The organism is Nocardia sp. NPDC004068 (assembly GCF_042874315.1).
GTDB lineage: Bacteria > Actinomycetota > Actinomycetes > Mycobacteriales > Mycobacteriaceae > Nocardia.
In genome coordinates, this window is sequence record NZ_JBIAMW010000020.1 from 87,392 (window position 1) to 109,058 (window position 21,667).

The window sequence follows — 21,667 nt, forward strand, 5'->3', positions numbered from 1 at the left end:
CAGCCTGCCTCAGGCGATTTTCCGACGGTAGGTTGTCATCGCCGCGAGACAGGCGACGACGAGGACGCCGACACACCAGGCGAGAGCGGACCAGATGTCGTCGCCGACGGGCTGTCGAGCGAACAGGGCGCGGATGGTATCAACTACAGCTGTCACCGGCTGATGCTCGGCGAACCAGCGCACCGGGCCCGGCATCGTCGCCGTCGGCACGAACGCCGAGCTCAGGAGCGGCAGGAAGATGAGCGGATACGAGAACGCGCCCCCGCCCTCCGCCGTCTTCGCGGTGAGACCGGCGAGCACCGCGACCCAGGTCAACGCGAGCGTGAACAGGATCAGGATGCCCGCGACCGCCAGCCACGCCGCCACGCCCGCGCGCGAGCGGAAGCCCATCAGCAGGGCGACGCCGACGACGATGACGAGCGAGATCAGATTGGCGGTCAGCGAGGTGAGAACGTGCGCCCACAGCACTCCCGCGCGGGCGATCGGCATGGACCGAAAGCGTTCCAGCATACCGCTTTTCAGGTCCGTGACCAGCCGCAGCGCGGTGTACGCGACGCCCGACGCGATGGTGATGAGCAGGATGCCGGGCAGCAGGTAGGTCACGTACGACGCCGATCCGGTGTCGATCGCCCCGCCGAAGACGTAGACGAACATGAGCATCATGGCGATCGGCGTGATCGCGGTGGTGATGATGGTGTCCGGGCTGCGGGTGACGTGTCGCAGGGAGCGGCGGGTGAGCACGCCGGTATCGGCGAGGAAGGGAGTGGTCATCGCTGGTCCTGGTGGTCGGCGCCGATGACCGCGAGGAAGATCTCCTCCAGACTCGGCCGTTTCTCGACGTATTCGATGTGAGCGGGGGGCAGCAGCCGGGTGAGTTCGGCGAGGCTGCCGTTGGCGATGATCCGGCCGCGGTGCAGGATCGCGATGCGGTCGGCGAGTTGTTCGGCCTCTTCGAGATGTTGGGTGGTGAGCAGCACCGTGGTGCCGCGGTGCGCGAGGTCGGCGACCGTCCGCCACACCTTGAGGCGCGCTTCGGGGTCGAGACCCGTTGTCGGCTCGTCCAAGAAGATCACCGGCGGGTCCCCGATGAGGCTCATGGCGATGTCGAGTCGGCGGCGCATACCGCCGGAATACGTTGCGACCCTTCGCTTCGCCGCGTCGTCGAGGGCGAATCGGGTCAGCAGGTCGTCCGCGATCTCGTCCGGGTTCGCGAGGTGCCGCAGTCGGGCGATGAGGGCGAGATTCTCACGGCCGCTGAGGATCTCGTCGACGGCGGCGAATTGTCCGGTCAGACTGGAGGATTCACGCACACTGACCGCCTCGGTGGCGACGTCGTAGCCGTTCACCTGGGCCGTACCGGCGTCGGCCTTCAGCAGCGTCGCGAGTATCCGCACGATCGTGGTCTTGCCCGCGCCGTTGGACCCGAGCAGGGCGAACACGCTGCCGCGCGCCACCTCGAAGTCGACCCCGCGCAGTACCTCCACATTCCCGTACGACTTCCGTAGTCCCCAGACGTGAATCGCGGGATCGGGTGGGCACATGGTCATCGGTCTCCTCCTGGTGGCTGGTCGCTGCCAGCAGGATGAGGGGTTGACCCTGCGTCAGGGTCAAGGGAGAAGCCTCGCCCAGCCGATCAGCCGAGGGCGTTGTTTTGCGAATGAGTTTCGGCAGGCGAGTGAGCGACTGAGGGCTGCGGGCCGCCCCGAGTGTCACACGATCGCTCGCCAAACCACCGACCGGTCGTCGTTTCGCAGCGAATCCACCCGGCGACGTAGCTCGGCCGCGGCTGCGGGTTTGTCGGGGGCGAGTCGGAGGTAGCTGCCGAGGGAGTGCAGTTCGATGATGTCTCGCAGCATCGTCCAGCCTGGCCAGGCGAGAAGGTCGTAGCCGTAGGCGTCGGCGAATTTCGCTCGGGCGCTGAGGGATTCGTGGAAGTGGTCGGGTAGTTGGCCGACGAGGTCCAGTTCTCGTGGGCCGAGTGCGGTGTTGTCCCAGTCGATCAGGACCCATTGGCCGTTGTCGCGGAGTGCGTTCTCGGTGTGTGGGTCGCCGTGGATCAGTCCGACGCCGAGCGGGAATTCCGTGCGGTCGAATCTGTCGATGAGACGAGTGGCTTCTTGCCGTAGCCACTCGTGATCGGTGGGGTCGAGCGCGGGAACGGCACGCGCACTGTCTATTTCGAGAGCCTCCGACAAGCGCCGGAGCGGTCGATAGCGGGGAAGGCGCACTGCGGCTGGCGGCTCTCCGGCATCGTGTAAACGTCGGAGCAGGTGGCCGAGTTCGGATGCGGTGGCCTCGTCCGGGGTCGGGCGGTAGGGCCAGAAGGTCGCGACGGCGTTGGCGACAACGACGGGTTGGGGGCCGGAAAGCGGGGCCAGGGCTACTGGCGGATGGGTCTTCGAGAGCCATCGAGTGACCTCGACGGCCGCCCGCGCCCGTTCGCGTCGCGTCTCGGTATCGGGGGCCAGGCGGACCACCACGTCCTGCTCGGACAGCAACCATACGGCGTTGGAACGCTAGTGCAGCAGAACGGCTTTCGCGACATGTCCCGAGAGGCCGAATGCGGAGCATGCCGCCGCCAATGCCTCGCGCCCGGGAAGGCCGCTGTCGATTCCCATGCCCTTGCTCATCCCAGGTACGGCTGCGACCGCCGTTCGGCATGATGTCGAAGGCGGAGCCGAACAGTCGGATGCACCGGCAATTCCGCAAGCTCGTCCAACCCGAGAAATCGAACGGCCGTCGACTCGTCGCTCACGGCGATCCGGCCGCCGATCACCCGGCCGTAGAACGTAATGGCAAACGCTTGCCGAATCTCGCCGTCCTCGTACTCGATGATGTGTTGTGGGTCGGTGTAGATGCCGAGGAGGCCGGTGATCTCGATGTCGAGTCCGGTCTCCTCTTTCGTCTCGCGAATCACGCACTGCGGCAGAGTTTCCCCGAGTTCCATAGCTCCCCCGGGGAGCGACCAGTTACCGGAATCCCCACGGCGTTGCATCAGGATGCGGCCTTCGGAATCGGTGACGAGGGCGGACCCGCCGGGAACCAGGCTGTTCGGCGTCGGTGCGTTCGGATCTCGGTAATGGTCACGTCTTCCGCCCATGCCAAAGTCCTCCTACACGGTGATGCCGACCCAACTGGCGAAGGCTCCCAATGATTCGCTGCGGCGGCGTTCCGCGGCCGCGATTCCGTAGAGCGTTTCGCGGACGCTGGGGTGCAGTTTCGTTTGTTGTGGGGAGATCCTTCGGGCTTGCTGTAATGCCTTCAGGGACTTGTCGGGCTTGCCGACGAGGAGCCAGGCGCGGCCGACGTCCTGCCAGAGGTGGCCCGCGCGGGAACGGGTGATCGTCGGCGGAAGGGACAGTTCCGAACCGATCGTAGCGGCTTTTCCGGGGTCTCCGGCCTCGAGTTCCACTCCGACGGCGTGGATTTCGGTATTGCCCGGGCCCATGAGGGTTTCGTAGGCGCGGGTTTCGTGGCCGAGGCGGGCGCCGATGGTCCGTGCCTCGGCGATGTGGTCTTGCGCAATTTCGAGGCGACGGCCGCGGGCGGCGGCGACCGCGCCCGCGAGATGCGCTGTGCCCCAGACGGACAACGCACCTTCGCTTTCCCCTTCGATCAAGGCGATCGCCTCGTCCACCAAGCGCAGCGCGAGATCGGTGTTGTTGTGGTACATGAGCAGCCGGGTGCGCATGATCTTCCCGAGGGCGATGTTCAATGGATCACCGGAATGCGTAGCGGCCCAATCGAAACGGTCCACGGCGGGGATCGTGAGCGACATGTGGCCGAAGCGGCGGCACATCCGATCCGCCGCGTTGTAGGCGTCGGCCAACATCGCGTATGTCTCGGGGCTCGGGTCGGTCGCCAGCGCGCCGTACAGTTCCCGAATGAGCTTCGGCAGCCGAGCGAGCGCCTGACGGCTTTGGCCCGCCCGATCATCATCGTTGATCGAATTCAGTTGAGCGCGAAGCCGATCGAGCGGCGAGGGGTCCGCACCGCAGACGCACTCGCCCTCGGACAAGATCGCACGCAACTCGGCCAGGCCGTCCAGCGTGCCGTCCTCATCCATCGCGTCCCGATACGGCGTCCCGTAGATCTGTTCGGGCTCGACGCCAAGCGCGGCGGCCACCGCAGCCACGAACCCCGGCGACGCGGGATCGCGCCCCTGCTCGACCGCCCGCACGGCATGCGCGCTGTATCCCGCCTTGGCGGCCAACTGATCCTGCGTCATCTTCGCCAACCGCCGCAGTGCCGCGATTCGCTTACCAAATCCACTTGTCTCGGTTGCCATGACGAAGAACCTCAGATCGCTGAAGGACCTTGTCATCTCCAGCGTAACGAGCTTCGAGGGCTCGGGTCCACGAGATCACCGAACTATTGGTTCTTCAATATCGGGTTGGCATTAACCCATTCGATCGAGCAGCTCCAGCAGTTCGTTGGCGATCGACGGAGAGACCGCGACCGTCTCGGCCGAGGACAGCGTGTGGGGAGTGCCCGCGAGATCCGTCACGACAGCTCCCGCCTCGCGAGCGATGACGACCCCGGCCGAGGTGTCCCAGGGCTTGTTCGACATCATGACGCACGCGTCCGTTTTGCCCGATGCGACCCAGGTGAGGTCCAGTGCGGCTGATCCGAACATGCGGATTCGCTCGACGGAGTGTGCGAGCGTGTGGGTGAGGGCGAAACGTCGCTGGTTCTTCTCGGCCGCGTCGGTTCCGACCGCGTAGTCGCCCAGGGAGATTATCGCGGCGGCGAGGGAGGATGGTCGGCTCGTCGAGATGGGCTGGCCGTTGCAGAAGGCTCCGGTTCCGGAAGCTGCGTAATACTCGAGCCCGAGGAATGGCGCGACGACCACGCCGATTGTCGCGGTTCCCTTTTGTGCCAGGGCCAGCGATACGGCCGAAAAGGGCAGTCCGTGAATGAAATTCGACGTGCCGTCGATCGGGTCTAGAACCCATACCGCTTCCAGTGTCTCCGGGTGGGCCGGAGTCTCGATTTCCTCGCCGAGAAAGTCGATTCCTGGCACCATCTCTCGAAGACAGTCGCGGATCTCCTGCTCGATACGACGATCGAGGTCGGTGACGAAATCGCGGTCTCCCTTCTGTTCTATCCGGCCCGGCGCCGTCTCCCTCAGCAGAGCGCCACCGCGGGCTGCCGCGTGCCGGGCGATACCCAGCAGATGCTCACGATTCGAAGTCATTTCGCGCCGAGTTCCTTCCCGGTGGCCCACATGCTCTCGAATACCTGGCTGAATGTCTCGAAGAGGCCCGGCTGCTCACTCCGCCGAGCGATAAGAGTCGGTGATTCCACTCCGCGAGCTCGGTGTAGATAGGGCTGAATTATGCAGGTCCTCTTGTCGATTACGGTGATATTGAAACGTGCGGGTTCGTCATAGGTGCGAATGAGTATGGCGCCCGGGCTGTCTGCTGGAATTCTGGTTCGCAAACGCTGAGAGGAAGCTATATTGATCTCGGTCAGCTTTGTGAGTACGTCAGCGTCATGTCCTTCCTCTCGCTCACGGGAACGAATATGTACTCCGCGTGGCTCGAGGAAGAGGCAACGGAAGATCGTGCCGGACGCAAGCAGCCGCAACGTGTCGCTGTCGGAATGTTGCTGACAGAACAGATTCAGCGACAGCCCCATCATATCGACGGTTTCAGCTGACTTCAGTATTTCGCGCGGCGGCATTTTCTGAATGAATTCCGCCCGAGTCGGAAATATCGCCTCGACATCGGCATATTGCCGTTGTGGTTCTGGCTGTGGCCAGAGATAGCCTTCCGGCTCTTGCAGCAAGGCGGCGAGGGCGTAGCGGTGCTTCGGGTAGGGGATCCGCTCCCTGCTGATCCAGCGTTCCACGGTCTTCGCGTCCACCCCCAACGATTCGGCGGCTGTTTGGGGAGTCAGGCCGCGCTGCAGCAGGGCGCTCCGAAGACGCTCATTGGCCATTCCATCACTTCCTTTTGGGGACGTCCGGGGACGACTATAGCCCTGCCCGGACGTCTCGGAGAAGATTTTCTCGGCAGTGGAGAAGTCCCCGACCGCTGCGGAAACTTGCCTGTGATCGGAATGTGCACCGGGAAGGACGATCCGAAGGAGAACGCACCCATGCTCATAGAAGACGCCGGAGGCAAGCGCCGATACAGAGCGAACATTCGGGACAAACAAGTCGTTTGGGAAGTCGGCGAGGATGGGATCCCGCGAATCCTGTCGGTGACTGACAGCTCCAGTCTCCGTCCGGCGTTCCGCTGGCCCGATACTCCGTTACCGGGGTACCGAGTCGGGCATATCGAGTTCGAGCCCGACAACCACCCCACCCTCGCTACCGCAATCGATTGGCTACCGGAATATGAAGAGAGCCTGTGGGAAGCGGTACGGGTCGAGCACCGGGTCGCACAGATCATTCGAACAACTACTCATTGGAAATGAGGAACTGAAATGCCCCGAGTGGGTTCCACGCTCGCCCGCCGAGCACTCGGCCGAAAACTGAACACCTTGCGTGAGCAGGCAAACTTCAGCAAAACGAAAGCCACTCGCATACTCGGCATCTCATGCCAAACGATGAGTCGCTTGGAGGACGGCCTCTCGGTGCCGTCGGCAAGCGATCTCTACATGAACACCCTGTGCGACCACTACGGCGTAAACGACGACACTCGCCGGACCATTCTCGCACTGGCGACGGAAGTACGGGCAACAGCCAAGTACGGCGGAGGGTGGTGGCGAGCGCACATGGACCATAAGACGGGAGATTTCGATCCCTACGCCTCGGCGGAGGAGGCGGCCACGCGAACGACGGTGTGGTCGACCGTTCTCGTGCCGAGAATCGTGCGGACACTCGACTACAGCCGGGCCGTCGCCTGGGCCGAATCGCCCAATGCGCCGACCGATGACATCGAGGAACGTGTCTCGAAATCCCTCGAATATCAACGGCGACTGGATGGTTCCGATCGCACCTTCGAGTTCCTCATATTCGAAGCCGCACTCCGCGAGGAATGGGGAGGCCCCGCCGTCATGGCCGAGCAGCGCCGCTACCTCGCCGAAGCATCCGAACGCCCCAATATCTCGATCCGCATCGTCCCCTTCGACGCCCGCAGCCACCTCGGAGCCCTGGTCGGCCCGTTCACCCTGCTCGAATTCCCCCTCCTGCCCCACACCAAGTTCGTCGAACCACCCCTCGTCCGCATCGAAGAACACGTCGGCACCCTCTATCTCGAACGACCGGAAGAAGTTTCCCGCTACCAGACCGTCCTCGCCGAACTTCGTCGTGTGGCTATGACCAAAACCGATTCCACCGCAAGACTTCTGACTACAACTCCCGACTGAAATCCCCCACGAACCGCGTCAACAACCGCGCGAACTGAACCCGCTCCGACGACGACCACCCCGCAATACTCCGAGCGAACACCTCCCGCCGAACCCGATGCCCCTGCTCGAGCGCTCTCCGCGCCACGGGCGTCAACCGCAGCAGAACCCGCCGCGCGTCCGACTGATCGGCCTCCCGGCGCAACAACCCCTCCGACACCGCCCGGGCCACCAACCGGCTGGCCCGGGGCTGGTCGACCGACAGGGCTTGGGCGATATCGGTGACCGTGGCCGCGTCGTCGTGGGATTCCACGGCGTCCAGAACGAGGAAAAGGGTGGGGTCCACGGAGGATTCGTGCAGGCGGGAGAGGTTGCGCCGGGACTGGCTGCGGCGGATCGCGACCATGGCTCGCTCGATGGCCGCGACGGCCTCCTCGTCCTTCATGGTTGTCATCTTACAAATACATGTTAAGTTACAAGTACTTGTAAGAAGGCATGGAGGTATCGATGTCCAAGCCCCTGGGCTACTGGCTCAAGCAGATCGATCGCGGCATCGAGCGGAACTTCGCCGCGCTCTTGGCGGACGAGGGTCTGGTGCGCCGCTCATGGCAGGTCCTGCACACCCTGGCCGACAATCCCCGCACCCTCGAGGAGTTGGATCAGGCCGTCGCCCCGTTCCTCGACGACACCGACAAGACGGTGGCCCCGTACCTGGACCGGATGGCGGCCAAGGGCTGGCTCGACCGCACGGAGACAGGCGAATACGCCCTCACCGGACAGGGCCGCGCGGCGCACGAAGCCCTCTTCGAGCGCATCAAAACCCAGCGAGAAGCCATCCTCGACGGCCTCACCCCCGAGGACTACGACACCCTCACCACCCTGCTGCGCCGCATCGCCCACAATGTCGAAACCCATGCGCCGCAACCGAACTGACTACTCCGGCTCGAACGCGAACAGCTCCCCGATCCGACTGGTCACCACGACCTCCCCCTTCGCCCCCACGGCGATCCCGGAGGCCGCGCCCTGCGCCCCGGCGAGCGCGGTCGACGCGACCGTATTCCCGTTCTTGGTCTCGAATGTGACCAGATTCAGCTCGTCGCGAATCGGCGCGACCGTGTAGCCGGTGTCCCCGGCCGTCTGCACGACCGGCCCCCGGACGAGCAGATCCTTACGCTCCCAAGCGATCTCGGCCTTGTCACCATCGTCGCGCAGCGCCAGCAGATGGCCGTCGTCACCGCTGGGGATCAGCAAACCGTCCCGCAGCGACACCGCGCCCCGCGGCTGAAAACCAAGGGGCTGAACCCATTTCGTGCGGCCGTCGGAAGTGTCGACCGCCAGCAGTCGCCCGCTGTTGTCCCCGACGTAGACCGTCTTGCCGTCCCCGGACAGGGTCGGACTCGTCGCGCTGCCCTCGGCCAGCACGTCCACGCTCCACTCCTGCGTGACGCGGCCGTCCGCGTAACGCAGCGCCACCAGCGACGCCATGCCGACGCCGGGTCGCCACGCCGTCACGAAGAAACGGCCCGAATCCTGGTCCACCGCAGACACATTCGCGATCGGGCACTGCGGGCCGCCGGCCACGCAATCGCCGATTCCCAACCCCGCGGGCGGGCGCGGCAGATCGGGTTGCTTCAGGAAGTCCGGCTCGCCGAGCACCTGAAACGTCGCCGCCGCCCGATCGCCGGTCTGGCGACTCAGCACATCGACCTGACCGAACTGTGTCACCGACAGGACATTGCCGTCCCCGGTGAACTGCAACGACACCGGCACTCCGGCGACCGGTGTGCGCCAGCGCGGCTGGCCGAGCGCGTTGAACGAGCCGACGCCGCCGACGTCGAAGGCGTCGTCGCCGAGGTAGACGTTCGTTGAGCCGTCCACGGCCGTCGGCGCGCCGATCGCGGCGGGGCCCAAGGCATTACAGAACCGTTTGCGGCCGGTGGCCATCTGGAAGGAGAAGATCAGGCCCGTCGGGCCGGGCTTGCCGACGCAGTCCACGTCGGTGCGGGTGGTGAGGAACAGCTGCCCGTCCGGTCCCACGGTCGTCGCCAGCGCGACGGGGCCGCCGATCGGGCGCGACCACGACAGCTTCAGGTGTCGCGAACCCGTGACCGGACTCGACCCGCTGTTGCGCGCGTCGTGGAACGCCGTGGGCCAGCCCTTGCCCGGCCCCACCGTGATGTCGTCGGCCTTGGTGCCCCCGCATCCGGTCACCAGCAGTCCGACCGCGCCGATCGTCGCGGCCAGCCGCACGGCGGTACGCCGCACCGCCGTCCGGTGGTTCCCGGCCACTCCGCTCAGGTCGTGCACGGTACTCCCCTCTGCTCGTACGGGCCTGCACGAGATTAAACCCCCGGTCCTCCCGCCCGTGTACCAGCCTGCGGGAGACGCCCAGCGCCTCCGCCTCCGCACCCCGCCCCTCCGCACCCCGCCCCACGACACTGGGTCCTCGCCCTCCGCCGTAATCCCTCGCTCCGCGATAAGTACCCTGGTACGTCAACGACCGACACACCTCGAGGAGCAGGTTCGTGACGAGTATGTGGGGCGCACCGTTGCGCTCGCGTTGGCGCGGGTCGCGCCGCCGGGATCCCGAGCAGGCGCGGTTTCTGACGCTCGCCTCGCTGCGGTGGGTCCTCGCCAATCGCGCGTACACGCCGTGGTATCTGGTCCGGTACTACCGGCTGTTCAAATTCCGGCTCGCCAATCCGCACATCGTGTTGCGCGGCATGGTTTTTCTCGGCAAGCGCGTCGAGATCCACGCGACCCCCGAATTCAGCCGCATGGAGATCGGGCGGTGGGTGCACATCGGCGACGGCAATGCCATTCGCTGCCATGAGGGTTCGCTGCGCATCGGCGACAAGGTGGTGTTCGGCAAGGACAATGTCGTCAACACCTACCTCGACATCGAGATCGGCGAGTCCACGCTGGTGGCCGACTGGTGCTACATCTGCGACTTCGACCACAAGATGGACGACGTCACGCTGCCGATCAAGGATCAGGGCATCGTCAAGAGCCCGGTCCGCATCGGCCCCGACACCTGGATCGCGGCCAAGGTGACCGTGCTGCGCGGCACCCGGGTCGGGCGCGGCTGCGTGCTCGGCGCGCACGCGGTGGTCAAGGGCGAGGTCCCCGATTTCAGCATCGCCGTCGGCGCGCCCGCCAAGGTCGTCAAGAACCGCAAGGACGCCTGGGACGCGGCCGCCGAGGCGCGGGCCCGCCACCTCGCCGCGCTGGCCGACATCGAACGCAAGAAGAACGGCGTCGCCGCCCATGACTAGGTACGCCGCCTGGCTGCGCGGCATCATGCCGAGCAACCCGAACATGCGCAACGAGAAGCTGCGCGGCGTGTTCGAGGGGCTCGGCTTCGAATCGGTGAGCTCGCTGCTCACCAGCGGCAACATCCTGTTCACCAGCGACGAAACCGACGTTCCCACACTGGAATCCACGATCCAGCAGGCCCTGAACGCCGAGCTGGGCATCGGCGGCGGCACCATCATCCGCAGCCGCGACGAACTCCGGGAACTGGTCGACAGCGACCCGTTCGACGGCCTCGAGCACAGCCGCGGCACCTATCTGACGGCCACGTTCATCAAGGACGGCAGCAAACTCGGCCCGCCCGGCCCGCTGCCCGAACCGCTGACCGCCGCCGTGCGCATCGCGGGCTACGACGAGCGCGCCCGCGCCGTGCTCGCCGTGATCGACAACATCACCCCGACCACCGCCAATCACATGTCCTGGCTGGAGAGCATCTACGGCAAGGACATCACCACGCGTACCTGGCTCACGGTTCAGAAAGTGTTGGCCAAGCTATAGGTACGTGGGGGCGTCGTCCGGAAGGTTCTGGCCAAGCTGTAGGTCCATGGGGGTCGTCGTCCGGAAGGTCCTCGCCGAACTATAAGAAGCGCAACGCCTTACGCGCGCAACGCCCGATCCAACAGCCTCCGAGCCCGCTCCAGCACCGCCGGGCGATCCGGCTCGGCGGTCTTGTGCAGCAACGCGCCCAGCATGGCGATGGCCACGAACGCGTCCTCGACGGTGAGGTCGGCGCGCAATCCGCCGCGGCTGCCCGGGTCGGCGAGTTTCGTGGTGAGCAGTTGCATCACCCGGCTCAGCGGCCCCTGGAGGCGGTCGTCGGACATGGTGGCCGGGTTGAGGACCGCGATGAAGCCCATGGATTCGGTGATCTGGCCGATGATCGCGTCGATCACCGTCTCGGCGGTCGCCTCGGGGCGGGCCGCAAGCTCCTCGAGTTCGGTCACATTGTCCTCGAAGACCGCCACCACCACCGCGTCCCGGGTGGGGAAGTGCCGGTAGAGGCTGCCCTTGCCGACCCCGGCGCGCTGCGCGATGAGGGCCAAGGGGGCGTCGGTGCCGTACTCGGCCAACACTTCTCGCGCCGCCGCCACCAGCGCCGCCCGATTCTCGCGTGCGGCGGCCGGGCCTCGATTGACACGCCGCTCGGTGATCATCGCTCAACTGTATAGACCCGGCTCATGGCCGCGTGTCCGCCGTCGGGCCGTAGAGGGAACCGACGGCCGCTCTTGACGCCGAGGTCGGGGTCGGCCAAACTACGCGCAGTAACCGGACCGTGAAGTCCGGTTGCTGGCACCGCGCTCCGTTCCACCAGGAAGGACCCTCACCGTCGAGGGCGAATCATGACCATCTCACGCATTCGGCGCTGGGTCGCGCTCGCCGCGGTCTGCGCGTGCGGAGCCGCCGGACCGGCCGTCGCGCAGGCCCCGGCCGGGCCGGTGCAACAGATCACCGACGTATTCGCCACGGCCGCACCACCTCCCGTGTGCGGACCGGGCTCCGACCCCGAGACCGGACTCCAGGGCGATGTGCCCGCCGCCGATCGCGACAACGGCCGCAGCGCACGGGGTTACCACTGCAACCTCACCCGGCTCGGCGGCTATCCCGGGCGCGGCGGGGGCATCACCTCGACCAGCTTCGACCACTGCGCCTATGTCGGCAGCTTCTTCCCCGGCGATCTGCTCGGCCCCGCGCAGGGCGTGCAGGTCCTCGACGTCGCCGATCCCGAAAACCCGGTGCTCACAACGACTCTCACCGAACCGGCGATGCTCGCGGGCACATGGGAGAGCCTCAAGGTCAATACGACTCGAAAGCTGTTGGTGGGCACGGGCGTTCCCGCGCTCACCGGCGTCGGGCTCATCGCGGTCTACGACGTGTCCGACTGCGCGCACCCGCGGCTGCTGAATCCCGGGCCGGGCAGTCTCGCCATGCCGCTGCCGATCACCGCGCACGAGGGCGCGTTCTCGCCGGACGGGAACACCTACTGGTCCTCGGGCACCGCGCCCGGCATCGTCAGCGCGATCGATCTGACCGATCCGGCGAATCCGCGAGTTATCTGGCAGGGCATGCCCGGACTGTCCATGCACGGCATGGGCGTGAGTCCCGACGGCGATCGGCTGTACCTGTCCAACAACATGGGCGGCATCACCGTCCTCGACACCAGTGCGGTGCAGCGCCGCGATCCGAACCCGGTCGTGCCGGTGCTGTCGCAGACCAGCTGGACCGACGGCTGGGCCACCCAGCACAGCATCCCGGTCACCTACGGCGGCAAGCCCTATCTGTTCACCGTCGACGAAGCCGGTTCCGGCGGAGTCAAATTCATCGATGTCGCCGACCCGGCCCGGCCGCGGCTGGTCGGGTCGATCAAACTCGCCATCAATCTGCCCGAGAATCAGGACGCCGCACTGGCTTCCAGCATGGGCGGTTCGCTGTTCGCCTACGACCCGCACTACTGCGCGGCCGACCGGGCCGTCGATCCCACCGCGCTCGCCTGCGGGTGGGAATCCTCCGGGGTGCGGGTCTTCGACGTCCGCGATCCGGGGCGAGTACGGGAGATCGCGTACTACCAGCCGCCCGCCCGTACCGGGCACAACACCGAACTGTCGAATTCCCCGCACGCGCTGGCCTCGCTGATCGGCGTGCCGGTGCTCAGCGCGCCGTCGGTGATGCAGGCGCTGGCGCAGGGGATGTTCGATCCCGCTCGGGCGGTGAGCCCGCGCAGCGGCGATGTCGCCTTCGGTGATCTGTCGGCCGACTGGTGTTTCTCGGCGCCCGAGTGGCGCGGCAACCAGCTCTGGGTCACCTGCGCCGACAACGGTTTCCAGGCTCTCGAACTGTCTCCCGATGTCTACACCCCGCCCGCGAACCAGCGTTCGACGGTCGGGGCCTGATCAACCGAGGATATTCATGTCATCGTTATCTCGCCGTGCGCTGCTCACCGGAGCCGCCTCGGCTGGTCTCCTGCTGGCCGGAACGCGAGTCGCCAACGCGCACAACCCTATTGGCGTGCGGGCCACCGGCGCCCCGGCCACCAACGTCCCACTGACCCGCGAGGAGCACCGGGTCGTCGTGGTCGGCTCCGGATTCGGCGGCGGCGTGACCGCCCTGCGCCTGGCCGAGGCGGGGGTGCCGGTGACGGTGCTCGAACGCGGAATGCGCTGGCCCACCGGGCCGAACGCGGACACCTTCCCGCGGCCCGCGACGCCGGACAAGCGCATGCTCTGGTATCGGTCGAGTCCGGTGGTGTTCGGCAAGCCCATGCCGTTCGACGCCTACACCGGACTCGTCGAGGCGGTGGCGGGGGAGAATATGACCGCCCTGTGCGCGGCGGGCGTCGGCGGCGGATCGCTGATCTACCAAGGCATGTCGCTGCAACCCAGCGAGGCGGTGTTCACCACGCACTTTCCCGACGGGTTGGACTGGTCCGCGCTGGATCGCGTCTACTACCCGCGCGTGGCGCGCATGCTCGGCCTCGAGGTCGCGCCCGACGATCTGATCGCGAGCCCGAACTACGCGGCGGCCCGCTTCTTCGCCGATCAGGCGCGCCGCGCGGGCCTCCCGGTGTCGAAGATCCCGATGCCCATCGACTGGAACTACGCGCTGGCCGAACTGCGCGGCGAGATGAAGCCGTCCTACACCAACGGCGACGGTTCGCTCGGGGTCAACAACGGCGGCAAGCATTCGGTCGACGTCACCTATCTGGCCGCCGCGGAGGCGACCGGACGCGCGCGGGTGCTGCCGCTGCATCAGGTCACCGATATCGAACGCGCCCCCGACGGCCGCTGGGTCGTGCATGTGGACCGGATCGACACCACCGGGACCGTGCGGGAGAACAAGATCCTCACCACCGGCACGCTGGTACTCGCGGCGGGCAGCCTCAACACCACCAAGCTACTGGTGCGCGCCGGGGCCACGGGCCGCATCCCCGATCTGCCCGACGGCGTGGGCGCGGGCTGGGGCACCAACGCCGACCGCATCTACGTGTGGACCGACCCAGCCGCGAATTTCGGTGTCGCACAGGGTGGTCCGGTGGTCTACGGCAGCCTGAACTGGTCCGACCCGCACGCCGCGCACACCGTCATCCAGGCGTCGATCCCGCCGCTGTCGATGGGTGCGCACAGCACCATGATGGTCGGCTACGGCGTCAGCGACGGCCGCGGCCACTTCGCCTACGACCCCGCCAGCGACGAGGCGAAACTGCACTGGCCGCTCGACGGCGACGCCTACATCCAGGAGAACCACATCGGCCCGACCACCCGAGCCATCGCCGGGAACGACGGCCTCCTCCTCGACACCAACCTCGCCTTCCCCTCCACCTGGCACGGCCTCGGCGGAGCGAGCATGGGCTCGGTATGCGACCTCGACGGCCGCGTCCTGGGCCAGCGCGGCCTCTACGTCCTCGACGGCGCCCTCATGCCGGGCAACACCGCCGCCTGCAACCCCTCGATGACCATCGCCGCCCTGGCCGAGCGCGCCCTGGATCGCCTGGTGGCCAAGGATGTTGGCGCGGTGATCTGAGTCCTCGCCCTCGGCCCCCTGTTCCCCGTTGCGTCCGCCCCCATGTTCCCGCCGCCGAAGGCGGCTGGGAACACGGGGGCAGCGGGACTACCCAAGCAGCACAGGCAGTTTCGTGTGCCCATTCGAGATGAAACTGCCGATGTGCTCGAGCTCGCCCGGATCGACGGCGAACCGCACCTCCGGGAATCGCTCGAACAGGGCGGGCAGGGCGATGGCCGCCTCGAGCCGGGCCAGGGGTGCGCCCAGGCAGTGGTGCGCGCCGTGGCCGAAGGCGACGTGTTGGTCGCGGGTGTCGCGGCGTACGTCGAATTCGTCGGTGGTGTCGCCGTGGATCTTCGGGTCCCGGCTGGCGCCCGCGTACGACGCCAGAATGGCGTCGCCCTTGGGGATTCGGCAGCCCTCGATCTCGATGTCCTCGGCGGCGTAGCGCAGCGGCAGGTGGGCGATGGGGGCCTGGTAGCGCAGGGTCTCCTCGACCACGTCGGTCCACTCCACCGCGCCCGAGCGCACCGCCGCGAGCTGGTCGGGGTGGGTGAGCAGGGCGGTGATGGCCTGGTCGAGCAGGTTGACCGTGGTCTCGTGCCCGGCGTTGACGACCAGCATGAGGGTGTCGACGAGTTCCTTCTCGGTGAGCCGGGAACCGTCCTCCTCGCCGCGGGTGGCGATCAGCACGCTGGTGATGTCCTCGCCCGGATGCTCCCGGCGATAGGACACCATTTCGCTGACCAGACCGTACATCTCGAGATAGTTGGCCTGGGCCTGCTCGGCGGTGAACGAGCCGTCGAAGAAGCCGTCGACGCACTTGTGCATGGCCGGGCCGAGATGGTCCGGCACCCCGATCAATTCGCTGATCACGCGGATCGGCACCGGATAGGCGTAGCGGTCGCGCAGATCCACCGGCTCGCCCGCGGGCGTGGCGGCCAGCCCGTCGAGCAGTTCGCGGGTGATCTCCTCGATGCGCGCCTTCATCGCGGTCGTGCGGCGATGAGTAAAGGCCGGGGACACCAGCTTTCGCAGCCGCCGATGCTCGGGGCCGTACGCGGTGAACATGCTGTCCACCGCCACCCACGGCAGCAGCGGCCAGGTCTCGGTGATCTCGCCGTTGATGAATGCCGCCCAGTGCTGGCGCGGATCCTTCGACACCCGCGGATCGGCGAGCAGCGCCTTGAGTACGGCGAAGTCGGTGACCGACCAGGCGGGCACCCCGCCGGGCAACGCCACCAGAGTGACCGGTCCGCGTTCGCGGATCCGGGCGGATTCCCCTTGAATGTCGGTCCCGGCCAGGTCCAGGACCAACGGTTCGTGCTGCATCCGACAGCCTCCTTACACGATGTTCAACGGAGGGGCCTGGGGGAAGGTGACCGGCAGGGAGGCCAGGGCGCGGTGGAACGGACCGGGACGCCAGGTCAGTTCCGCGCGCGGCACCGCCAGGTGCATCTCCGGAATCGCGTCGAGCAGTTGGTCGATCGCGTCCTGGACCACCAGGTACGCCACCGACCGGGCGGGACAGGCGTGCGGCCCGGCGCTCCACGCGAGGTGGGAGCGGTTGCCGGTGCGGTCGCCGCCCGCGATGGTCGGATCGTTGTTGCACGCGGCCAGGCTGATCACCACCGGCTGATGCGCGGGCAGCCAGGTGTTGTCGATCAGCGTGGGCTGACGCGGGTAGGTGATCGAGAAGTTCGCCATCGGCGGGTCGTTGAACAGGACCTCGTCCAGCGCGTCGCGGGTGGACATGCTGCCGCCGACCATGTGCCCGCCGAACCGCTCGTCGGTGAGCATGACCAGCAGCGTGTTGGTGATCAGGTTCTGCTGCGGTTCCAGCGCCGCGCCGTAGAAGCTGACCAGCTGGTACAGCATCTCCTCGTCGGTGAGCCGGGCCTCGTGGTGGACCATGCGGGAGGTGACGTCGTCGCCGGGGTCGGCGCGCTTCATGGCGATCAGCTCGAGCAGCGCCTCGCTGAGGGTCTGCATCCCCCACGCCGCGTTCACCGTGTCGAACAGCGCGGCCATCCCGGTGGCGACCCGGTTGCCGATGTCGGTGTCGCAGCCCGCCATTCGGTTCAGCACCTCGAACACCAGCGGAAAGGCGTACTGCGTCACCAGATCCGCCGCGCCGGACTCGCAGAAGGCGTTGATGAGCGGGATGGCGATCTTCTCGACCGTGCTGTGCAACGCGTGCAGATCGACGCCGTCGACGGCGGCCACGTACGCCTGCCGGTATCGGGCATGGGCCGCACCGGAATTGCGCAGGGCGTTCGGATACCACTGCATCATCGGCCGCACCGGGCAGTCCTCGGGCACGGTCTGCTGCCAGGTGCGCGGGTCGGCGGGGAAGTGCTCGGGATCGTTGAGGATCCGCAATGCCGTGTGATAGCCGAGCACCAGGGTGGCGGGCACGCCGGGGGACAGTTCGATGGGCGCCATCGAGCCGTGGCGGCGGCGCATGGCCGCGTAGAAGGCGTGCGGATCGGCCGCGAATTCGGGTGTGTCGATGAGGGTTCGCGGACCGTCGGCATCGAAGGGTGAGCCGTGGTTGACGGGGCAGGCGCTCAGCGTGCCGGTGGGCGGCGCGGACGAAGAAGGCGTGGTCAACGAACGAAACTCCAGACGGGACAAGACGGTTCGGCGAGATTGCGACGCGACGGAAGGGCGGGGCGCGGATCGACCACTGTTCCCCCTCTGCACCTCCTGCGCGACAAGCGATTTCGACGACGCGCGCGACGACGGGCCGTCCGCGCGCTCGACGATTGCTTCAGACTAACAGTACCGACCGGTGTCAGTGTTCCAATGTCATTGCCGTGCGGACCAACTGGCCCTCGATCGGCGGCTCGGGCAGCGGGTGGGCCGCGCTGCTGCGGAATCCGTCCAGCAGGACGGCCACGTGCCGCCGCCACACCCGCGGCGCCTGCGCGCGGATGTCCTCGGTGGCCCGCACCGTCGACCACAGCAGCAGGCCGACATCGGTCACGTCGACGTCGGCGCGCAGCTCCCCGGCGGCCTGCACGCGGGCGATCAGCTCGTGGAACAGCCGCTGCCCCTGCGTCTTCACCCGCTCGACGGGATTGTCGGCGGGCAGCGAGCGCACGCACAGATCGGTGAAACCCCGGTCGGTGGCCTGCAATTCGGCCATGGTGAGCAGGTGCTCGACGAAGCCCTGCCACGGATCCTCCGCGGCGAGCGCGGCCTCGGCGCTGCGCACCGACGCCTGGGCCAGTTCGAGGAAGATCTCCTCGATGAGCGCCTCGCGGGTGGGGAAGTGGTTGTAGAGCGTGCCGATGCTCACCCCGGCCTCGCGGGCGATCGCGTTGAGCGACGCGTCGAGTCCGTCGCTGCCGAACCGTTTGCGCGCGACCGTCACGATCCGCTCCCGGTTGTCCCGGGCGTCCCTGCGACGGGGCCGCCGCGTCGATTCGTTGGCCACGACCATGGTCTCAGCCTAACAAGTTGAAGGGGTCCTCGACTTCGCGCTAAATTGAGGGGGCACTCAAATTGAGTGCCTTCTCGAGTTGAAGGGAGGCGGCATGCCTCATCTCGTGGTGTTCGGCGCGGGACCCGCGCTCGGCCTGTCGGCGGCGCTGCGGTTCGGCCGGGCCGGATACACGGTCACGCTCGTCGCGCGCAATCCGGACACGACGGCGGACCTGCGCCGCGCGCTGGCCGGGGCCGACGTGGAAACCGATGTGCTGCACGCGAATCTGACCGACGACGCCCAGGTCGACGCCGCGCTCACGGAACTGGTGGCGCGGCACGGGATTCCGGACGTGGCGCTCTACGCCCCCGGTGATGTGAGCCGCCTGCCGGTGCCCGCGCTGGCCCTGGACGCGGACACCCTGCGGACCTGGCTGCCGTTGCATCTGCTGACCCCGGTGCGGTTGCTGCACGCCCTGCTGCCGGGCATGGTCGAACGGGGTTCGGGCGCGGTCCTGTTCGCGCAGGGCGACGCCATCCGGACCCCGCAGCCCGCGCTGGCCAGCGTGAGCGTGCCGCAATCGGGGCTGCTCAATCTGCTGCACGCCGTGGACCGGGAGGCGCGGCCGCGCGGGGTGCGGGTGGGCAGCCTCCAGATCAGCAGGCTCATCGAGCGCAGCGCGGCCCAACGGCTGTTCGACTCCGGGCATTACGCCGAGGTCGAGCCGAACGCGGTCGGCCGGGTAAATCCCGACGAACTCGCGGAGACGCTGTTCGAGATGGCCACGACCGATACCGCGGTCGAACTCGCGGCCTGAACACCGGCCGGGCCTCCGGTGTCCGAGCGGGGGACGCCGGAGGCCCGTGATCAGGCTGCTTGGCGCTCTTCGACTTCCGCGGGGCGCTCGTGCTTCTTGTTCACCTCGGCGAAGCCCGGGCGGCCCGTGCCGATGAAGGCGACCAGCCAGGACAGCACCGCGATGAAGCGGTTGCGGAAGCCGACCAGGTAGAACAGGTGCACCGCGAGCCAGGTGAACCAGGCCAGGGTGCCGGTGAACTTCACATTGTCGTTGAGCTTGGTGACGGCGCTGAAGCGGCTGATCACCGCCATCGAGCCCTTGTCCCAGTAGACGAACGGGGTGCCCGCGGGCGTGCGTCCCCGGATGATGTCGGCGACGTGGCGGCCTTCCTGCATGGCCGTCGGCGACTGCCCGGGATAGCCGTTGAGCGAGGTCATATCGCCGATGGCGAAGATGTCGGCGTGGCCGCCGACGGTGCAGTCGGGGTTGATCAGCAGGCGCCCGGCGCGATCGGTTGGGCAGCCGGTCGCCTCGGCGAGCAGTTCGGCGAAGCCGCCCGCCTGCACACCGGCCGACCACACCACGGTCTCCGCGCTCATGCCGTGCTCGACGCCGTCCTTGCCCTTGACGGTGACCTTGCCCGCCTCGATATCGGTGACGAACGTGTTGAGCAGGACCTCGACCCCGTTGCGGCGCAACGACTCCCGCGCGTACTCCGACAGGGTGCCGCCGAACGGGGGCAGCACCGCGGCCGCGCCCTCCACCAGCGTGACCGAGATCTCCTGGTGGTAATGCCTTTTCGCGAGTTCCTTCAGTTGGCCCGCGACCTCGACGCCGGTCGGGCCCGCGCCGACGACCACGAAGCTGAGCAGCCGCTCGCGGGTCTTGGCGTCCGCGGTGGCCGCCTCGGCGAACACGCGCTCGATCTGCGCGCGCAGCCGCTCGGCGTCGGCGATGGTCTTGAGCGAGAACGTCTTGTCCGCGAAATCGTCCCGGCCGAAATAGGATTGGCTGGCGCCGGTCGCGGCGATGAGCGAGCCGTACCGGATCTTGCGGTGGCCCTGCGGGGTCTCGTAGGTGAGCACGGCGGCGTCGGCGTCGATGTCGACGACGGTGCCGACCCGGACATCGGCGTTGCGATGCCGGCGCAGCACCGCGGCGATGGGCGGGGCGATGTCGGCCGCGGGGAGCACACCCGTCGCTACTTGGTAGAGCAACGGCTGGAACAAGTGCTCGGGCGTGCTCGAGATGAGCACGTAGTTCACCCCCGACTTGTTCAACTGCTTCGCGGCGGCGAGACCGCCGAAGCCCGATCCGACGATGACGACATCAGCGGTTTCGATTCCCGCGTCCACGTTGTCCATGACAGCCTCCTTCTGTCATTAGTAACCGCGATTCGGAATGCCGGTGTTCCTGGGATCAGGGCGCATAATTCAGATGACTCTTATCTGGATCGGTCATGAATGGAGATCACGATGGAACTGCGGCAGCTGTCCTATTTCGTCGCGGTCTGCGAGGAGCTGAGCTTCAGCCGCGCCGCCACGCGATGTTATATATCGCAATCCGCTATCAGTCACCAAATCGCGCGGCTGGAACATGATCTTGGTGTGCAGCTCTTCGAGCGCTCCACCCGATCGGTGGTGCCGACCGACGCTACCACGCGGCTACTTCCCCTTGCGAAACAGATGCTGAGCCTCGAATCCGCCATTCGCGCAGCTGTTCGCACATCCGGGCCGCGAATTCGCCTGGCCGCCAACATGTCCTTCGCAAACCGTTCGCTGTCCGCGATAGCCGGTGCGCGCGAGGCGCATCCGGGTGCGGAGATCGAATTCGTGATCAAGCCGTTCCGGCAGCGCATCGCCGCGGTGGCCGACGGCGACTGTGATCTTGCTCTCATCCGGGGGAGCGTCGATCAGCCCGGTCTGCGGGTGGAGAAACTGTGGGTCGAGGACCTCGTGGTGGCCACCTCGACCGCGCATCCATTGGCGGGCCGGGAGGATGTGACGCTCACCCGGCTCGGCGACTTCCCGCTGTTGCTCCCGCCGGAACAGGAACAGGTGCTGCTGCACAACGTCGTGCGCAAGGCGTTCGCGGACCTGCCCATCCGGCCGACCTTCGGCCCGCCGATCCCGCCCGACCACACCGCCACCATGGAACTGATCAACCGGCCCGACGCCTGGACCATCCTCTACGCCGACAGCCAGACCGAGGGCATCGCGACCCTCCGGCTCGCCGGACGCCCGCTGCGCGTACCGGTGTCGGCGGTACTGCGCAGCGAGGCCCGGATCTCCCCGATCCTGGAGACTTTGCTGTCGGCTTTGCACAGCGCGTGAGGC

The 21,667-nt window shown here is 67.2% G+C and carries 21 protein-coding genes and 1 pseudogene; 8 read left to right on the plus strand and 14 right to left on the minus strand.

What is annotated here, in order from left to right:
- Positions 1–9 precede the first annotated feature (9 nt).
- From ACFYTQ_RS34395 to ACFYTQ_RS34425, 7 genes and pseudogenes are all read right to left on the minus strand, one after another.
- Positions 10–771 carry an ABC transporter permease gene (locus ACFYTQ_RS34395; protein WP_387369924.1) on the minus strand — a complete coding sequence of 254 codons (762 nt, stop codon included), beginning with the start codon at positions 769–771 and terminating at the stop codon, positions 10–12.
- A complete protein-coding gene (locus ACFYTQ_RS34400; RefSeq protein ID WP_387369926.1) occupies positions 768–1,547 on the minus strand; it encodes an ABC transporter ATP-binding protein in 780 nt (259 codons plus the stop codon). The genes ACFYTQ_RS34395 and ACFYTQ_RS34400 overlap by 4 nt, the downstream gene beginning before the upstream one ends.
- A 162-nt stretch (positions 1,548–1,709) precedes the next feature.
- A pseudogene (locus ACFYTQ_RS34405) lies at positions 1,710–2,501 on the minus strand (phosphotransferase); the annotation flags it as partial.
- 125 nt (positions 2,502–2,626) lie between these two features.
- A complete protein-coding gene (locus ACFYTQ_RS34410; RefSeq protein ID WP_387369928.1) occupies positions 2,627–3,100 on the minus strand; it encodes an NUDIX domain-containing protein in 474 nt (157 codons plus the stop codon).
- 12 nt (positions 3,101–3,112) lie between these two features.
- Positions 3,113–4,324: a helix-turn-helix domain-containing protein gene (locus tag ACFYTQ_RS34415; RefSeq protein WP_387369930.1), complete on the minus strand. Its 1,212-nt coding sequence runs from the start codon at positions 4,322–4,324 to the stop codon at positions 3,113–3,115.
- A 75-nt stretch (positions 4,325–4,399) separates the two neighbouring features.
- Positions 4,400–5,197, minus strand: a complete 798-nt coding sequence (locus tag ACFYTQ_RS34420) for an inositol monophosphatase family protein (RefSeq protein WP_387369932.1) — start codon at positions 5,195–5,197, stop codon at positions 4,400–4,402.
- Positions 5,194–5,943 (minus strand): DUF5919 domain-containing protein, encoded by a 750-nt coding sequence (locus ACFYTQ_RS34425; protein ID WP_387369934.1) that lies wholly within the window; start codon positions 5,941–5,943, stop codon positions 5,194–5,196. The genes ACFYTQ_RS34420 and ACFYTQ_RS34425 overlap by 4 nt, the downstream gene beginning before the upstream one ends.
- Positions 5,944–6,441: 498 nt before the next feature.
- Here ACFYTQ_RS34425 and ACFYTQ_RS34430 point away from each other — a divergent pair, with 498 nt between their 5' ends.
- Positions 6,442–7,317: a Scr1 family TA system antitoxin-like transcriptional regulator gene (locus tag ACFYTQ_RS34430; RefSeq protein WP_387369936.1), complete on the plus strand. Its 876-nt coding sequence runs from the start codon at positions 6,442–6,444 to the stop codon at positions 7,315–7,317.
- Here the strand turns inward: ACFYTQ_RS34430 and ACFYTQ_RS34435 are convergent.
- The gene (locus ACFYTQ_RS34435) at positions 7,301–7,741 is read right to left on the minus strand and encodes a MarR family winged helix-turn-helix transcriptional regulator (RefSeq protein ID WP_387369938.1); all 441 of its coding nucleotides are present in this window, start codon (positions 7,739–7,741) and stop codon (positions 7,301–7,303) included. The two genes, ACFYTQ_RS34430 and ACFYTQ_RS34435, sit on opposite strands and share 17 nt — an antisense overlap.
- Positions 7,742–7,803: 62 nt before the next feature.
- Between ACFYTQ_RS34435 and ACFYTQ_RS34440 the strand changes: the two genes are divergently transcribed.
- Entirely contained in the window at positions 7,804–8,229 is a 426-nt protein-coding gene (locus ACFYTQ_RS34440) for a MarR family winged helix-turn-helix transcriptional regulator (RefSeq protein ID WP_387369940.1), read from the plus strand.
- Here the strand turns inward: ACFYTQ_RS34440 and ACFYTQ_RS34445 are convergent, their stop codons facing one another.
- Positions 8,230–9,603 (minus strand): PQQ-binding-like beta-propeller repeat protein, encoded by a 1,374-nt coding sequence (locus ACFYTQ_RS34445; protein WP_387369942.1) that lies wholly within the window; start codon positions 9,601–9,603, stop codon positions 8,230–8,232.
- Between the two features lie 227 nt (positions 9,604–9,830).
- Between ACFYTQ_RS34445 and ACFYTQ_RS34450 the strand changes: the two genes are divergently transcribed.
- Together ACFYTQ_RS34450 and ACFYTQ_RS34455 are read left to right on the plus strand one after the other, a co-directional pair.
- Positions 9,831–10,571, plus strand: a complete 741-nt coding sequence (locus ACFYTQ_RS34450; RefSeq protein ID WP_387370016.1) for an acyltransferase — start codon at positions 9,831–9,833, stop codon at positions 10,569–10,571.
- The gene (locus ACFYTQ_RS34455; RefSeq protein WP_387369945.1) at positions 10,564–11,106 is read left to right on the plus strand and encodes a DUF1697 domain-containing protein; all 543 of its coding nucleotides are present in this window, start codon (positions 10,564–10,566) and stop codon (positions 11,104–11,106) included. Before ACFYTQ_RS34450 ends, ACFYTQ_RS34455 begins: the two co-directional genes overlap by 8 nt.
- A 98-nt stretch (positions 11,107–11,204) precedes the next feature.
- On the opposite strand, the gene ACFYTQ_RS34460 is transcribed toward ACFYTQ_RS34455, so the two are convergent.
- Entirely contained in the window at positions 11,205–11,762 is a 558-nt protein-coding gene (locus ACFYTQ_RS34460; RefSeq protein ID WP_387369947.1) for a TetR/AcrR family transcriptional regulator, read from the minus strand.
- Between the two features lie 186 nt (positions 11,763–11,948).
- Here ACFYTQ_RS34460 and ACFYTQ_RS34465 point away from each other — a divergent pair, with 186 nt between their 5' ends.
- Together ACFYTQ_RS34465 and ACFYTQ_RS34470 are read left to right on the plus strand one after the other, a co-directional pair.
- Positions 11,949–13,496, plus strand: a complete 1,548-nt coding sequence (locus tag ACFYTQ_RS34465) for an LVIVD repeat-containing protein (protein WP_387369949.1) — start codon at positions 11,949–11,951, stop codon at positions 13,494–13,496.
- 16 nt (positions 13,497–13,512) lie between these two features.
- Positions 13,513–15,123: a GMC oxidoreductase gene (locus ACFYTQ_RS34470; RefSeq protein WP_387369951.1), complete on the plus strand. Its 1,611-nt coding sequence runs from the start codon at positions 13,513–13,515 to the stop codon at positions 15,121–15,123.
- 87 nt (positions 15,124–15,210) lie between these two features.
- On the opposite strand, the gene ACFYTQ_RS34475 is transcribed toward ACFYTQ_RS34470, so the two are convergent.
- From ACFYTQ_RS34475 to ACFYTQ_RS34485, 3 genes are all read right to left on the minus strand, one after another.
- Positions 15,211–16,434, minus strand: a complete 1,224-nt coding sequence (locus tag ACFYTQ_RS34475) for a cytochrome P450 (protein ID WP_387369953.1) — start codon at positions 16,432–16,434, stop codon at positions 15,211–15,213.
- 12 nt (positions 16,435–16,446) lie between these two features.
- Entirely contained in the window at positions 16,447–17,715 is a 1,269-nt protein-coding gene (locus tag ACFYTQ_RS34480) for a cytochrome P450 (protein ID WP_387369955.1), read from the minus strand.
- 184 nt (positions 17,716–17,899) lie between these two features.
- Positions 17,900–18,550, minus strand: coding sequence for a TetR/AcrR family transcriptional regulator (locus ACFYTQ_RS34485; protein WP_387369957.1), 651 nt, complete (start codon positions 18,548–18,550; stop codon positions 17,900–17,902).
- A 94-nt stretch (positions 18,551–18,644) separates the two neighbouring features.
- On the opposite strand from ACFYTQ_RS34485, the gene ACFYTQ_RS34490 reads away from it, so the two are divergent.
- Positions 18,645–19,349, plus strand: coding sequence for an SDR family NAD(P)-dependent oxidoreductase (locus ACFYTQ_RS34490; protein WP_387369959.1), 705 nt, complete (start codon positions 18,645–18,647; stop codon positions 19,347–19,349).
- A 50-nt stretch (positions 19,350–19,399) separates the two neighbouring features.
- Here ACFYTQ_RS34490 and ACFYTQ_RS34495 read toward each other — a convergent pair whose 3' ends face one another.
- Entirely contained in the window at positions 19,400–20,695 is a 1,296-nt protein-coding gene (locus ACFYTQ_RS34495; RefSeq protein WP_387369960.1) for an NAD(P)/FAD-dependent oxidoreductase, read from the minus strand.
- 111 nt (positions 20,696–20,806) lie between these two features.
- Here ACFYTQ_RS34495 and ACFYTQ_RS34500 point away from each other — a divergent pair, with 111 nt between their 5' ends.
- The gene (locus ACFYTQ_RS34500; protein WP_387369962.1) at positions 20,807–21,664 is read left to right on the plus strand and encodes a LysR substrate-binding domain-containing protein; all 858 of its coding nucleotides are present in this window, start codon (positions 20,807–20,809) and stop codon (positions 21,662–21,664) included.
- The last annotated feature ends 3 nt before the right edge of the window (positions 21,665–21,667 follow it).

Excerpts from the sequence above, each read along its gene's own strand:
- ACFYTQ_RS34455 (WP_387369945.1), top strand. The coding sequence starts at position 10,564 with ATGACTAGGTACGCCGCCTGGCTGCGCGGCATCATGCCGAGCAACCCG.
- ACFYTQ_RS34410 (WP_387369928.1), bottom strand. The coding sequence starts at position 3,100 with ATGGGCGGAAGACGTGACCATTACCGAGATCCGAACGCACCGACGCCG.
- ACFYTQ_RS34395 (WP_387369924.1), bottom strand. The coding sequence starts at position 771 with ATGACCACTCCCTTCCTCGCCGATACCGGCGTGCTCACCCGCCGCTCC.
- ACFYTQ_RS34495 (WP_387369960.1), bottom strand. The coding sequence starts at position 20,695 with ATGGACAACGTGGACGCGGGAATCGAAACCGCTGATGTCGTCATCGTC.
- ACFYTQ_RS34465 (WP_387369949.1), top strand. The coding sequence starts at position 11,949 with ATGACCATCTCACGCATTCGGCGCTGGGTCGCGCTCGCCGCGGTCTGC.
- ACFYTQ_RS34415 (WP_387369930.1), bottom strand. The coding sequence starts at position 4,324 with ATGACAAGGTCCTTCAGCGATCTGAGGTTCTTCGTCATGGCAACCGAG.
- ACFYTQ_RS34435 (WP_387369938.1), bottom strand. The coding sequence starts at position 7,741 with ATGAAGGACGAGGAGGCCGTCGCGGCCATCGAGCGAGCCATGGTCGCG.
- ACFYTQ_RS34440 (WP_387369940.1), top strand. The coding sequence starts at position 7,804 with ATGTCCAAGCCCCTGGGCTACTGGCTCAAGCAGATCGATCGCGGCATC.
- ACFYTQ_RS34460 (WP_387369947.1), bottom strand. The coding sequence starts at position 11,762 with ATGATCACCGAGCGGCGTGTCAATCGAGGCCCGGCCGCCGCACGCGAG.
- ACFYTQ_RS34485 (WP_387369957.1), bottom strand. The coding sequence starts at position 18,550 with ATGGTCGTGGCCAACGAATCGACGCGGCGGCCCCGTCGCAGGGACGCC.
- ACFYTQ_RS34425 (WP_387369934.1), bottom strand. The coding sequence starts at position 5,943 with ATGGCCAATGAGCGTCTTCGGAGCGCCCTGCTGCAGCGCGGCCTGACT.
- ACFYTQ_RS34400 (WP_387369926.1), bottom strand. The coding sequence starts at position 1,547 with ATGACCATGTGCCCACCCGATCCCGCGATTCACGTCTGGGGACTACGG.
- ACFYTQ_RS34490 (WP_387369959.1), top strand. The coding sequence starts at position 18,645 with ATGCCTCATCTCGTGGTGTTCGGCGCGGGACCCGCGCTCGGCCTGTCG.
- ACFYTQ_RS34470 (WP_387369951.1), top strand. The coding sequence starts at position 13,513 with ATGTCATCGTTATCTCGCCGTGCGCTGCTCACCGGAGCCGCCTCGGCT.
- ACFYTQ_RS34475 (WP_387369953.1), bottom strand. The coding sequence starts at position 16,434 with ATGCAGCACGAACCGTTGGTCCTGGACCTGGCCGGGACCGACATTCAA.
- ACFYTQ_RS34420 (WP_387369932.1), bottom strand. The coding sequence starts at position 5,197 with ATGACTTCGAATCGTGAGCATCTGCTGGGTATCGCCCGGCACGCGGCA.
- ACFYTQ_RS34500 (WP_387369962.1), top strand. The coding sequence starts at position 20,807 with ATGGAACTGCGGCAGCTGTCCTATTTCGTCGCGGTCTGCGAGGAGCTG.
- ACFYTQ_RS34450 (WP_387370016.1), top strand. The coding sequence starts at position 9,831 with ATGTGGGGCGCACCGTTGCGCTCGCGTTGGCGCGGGTCGCGCCGCCGG.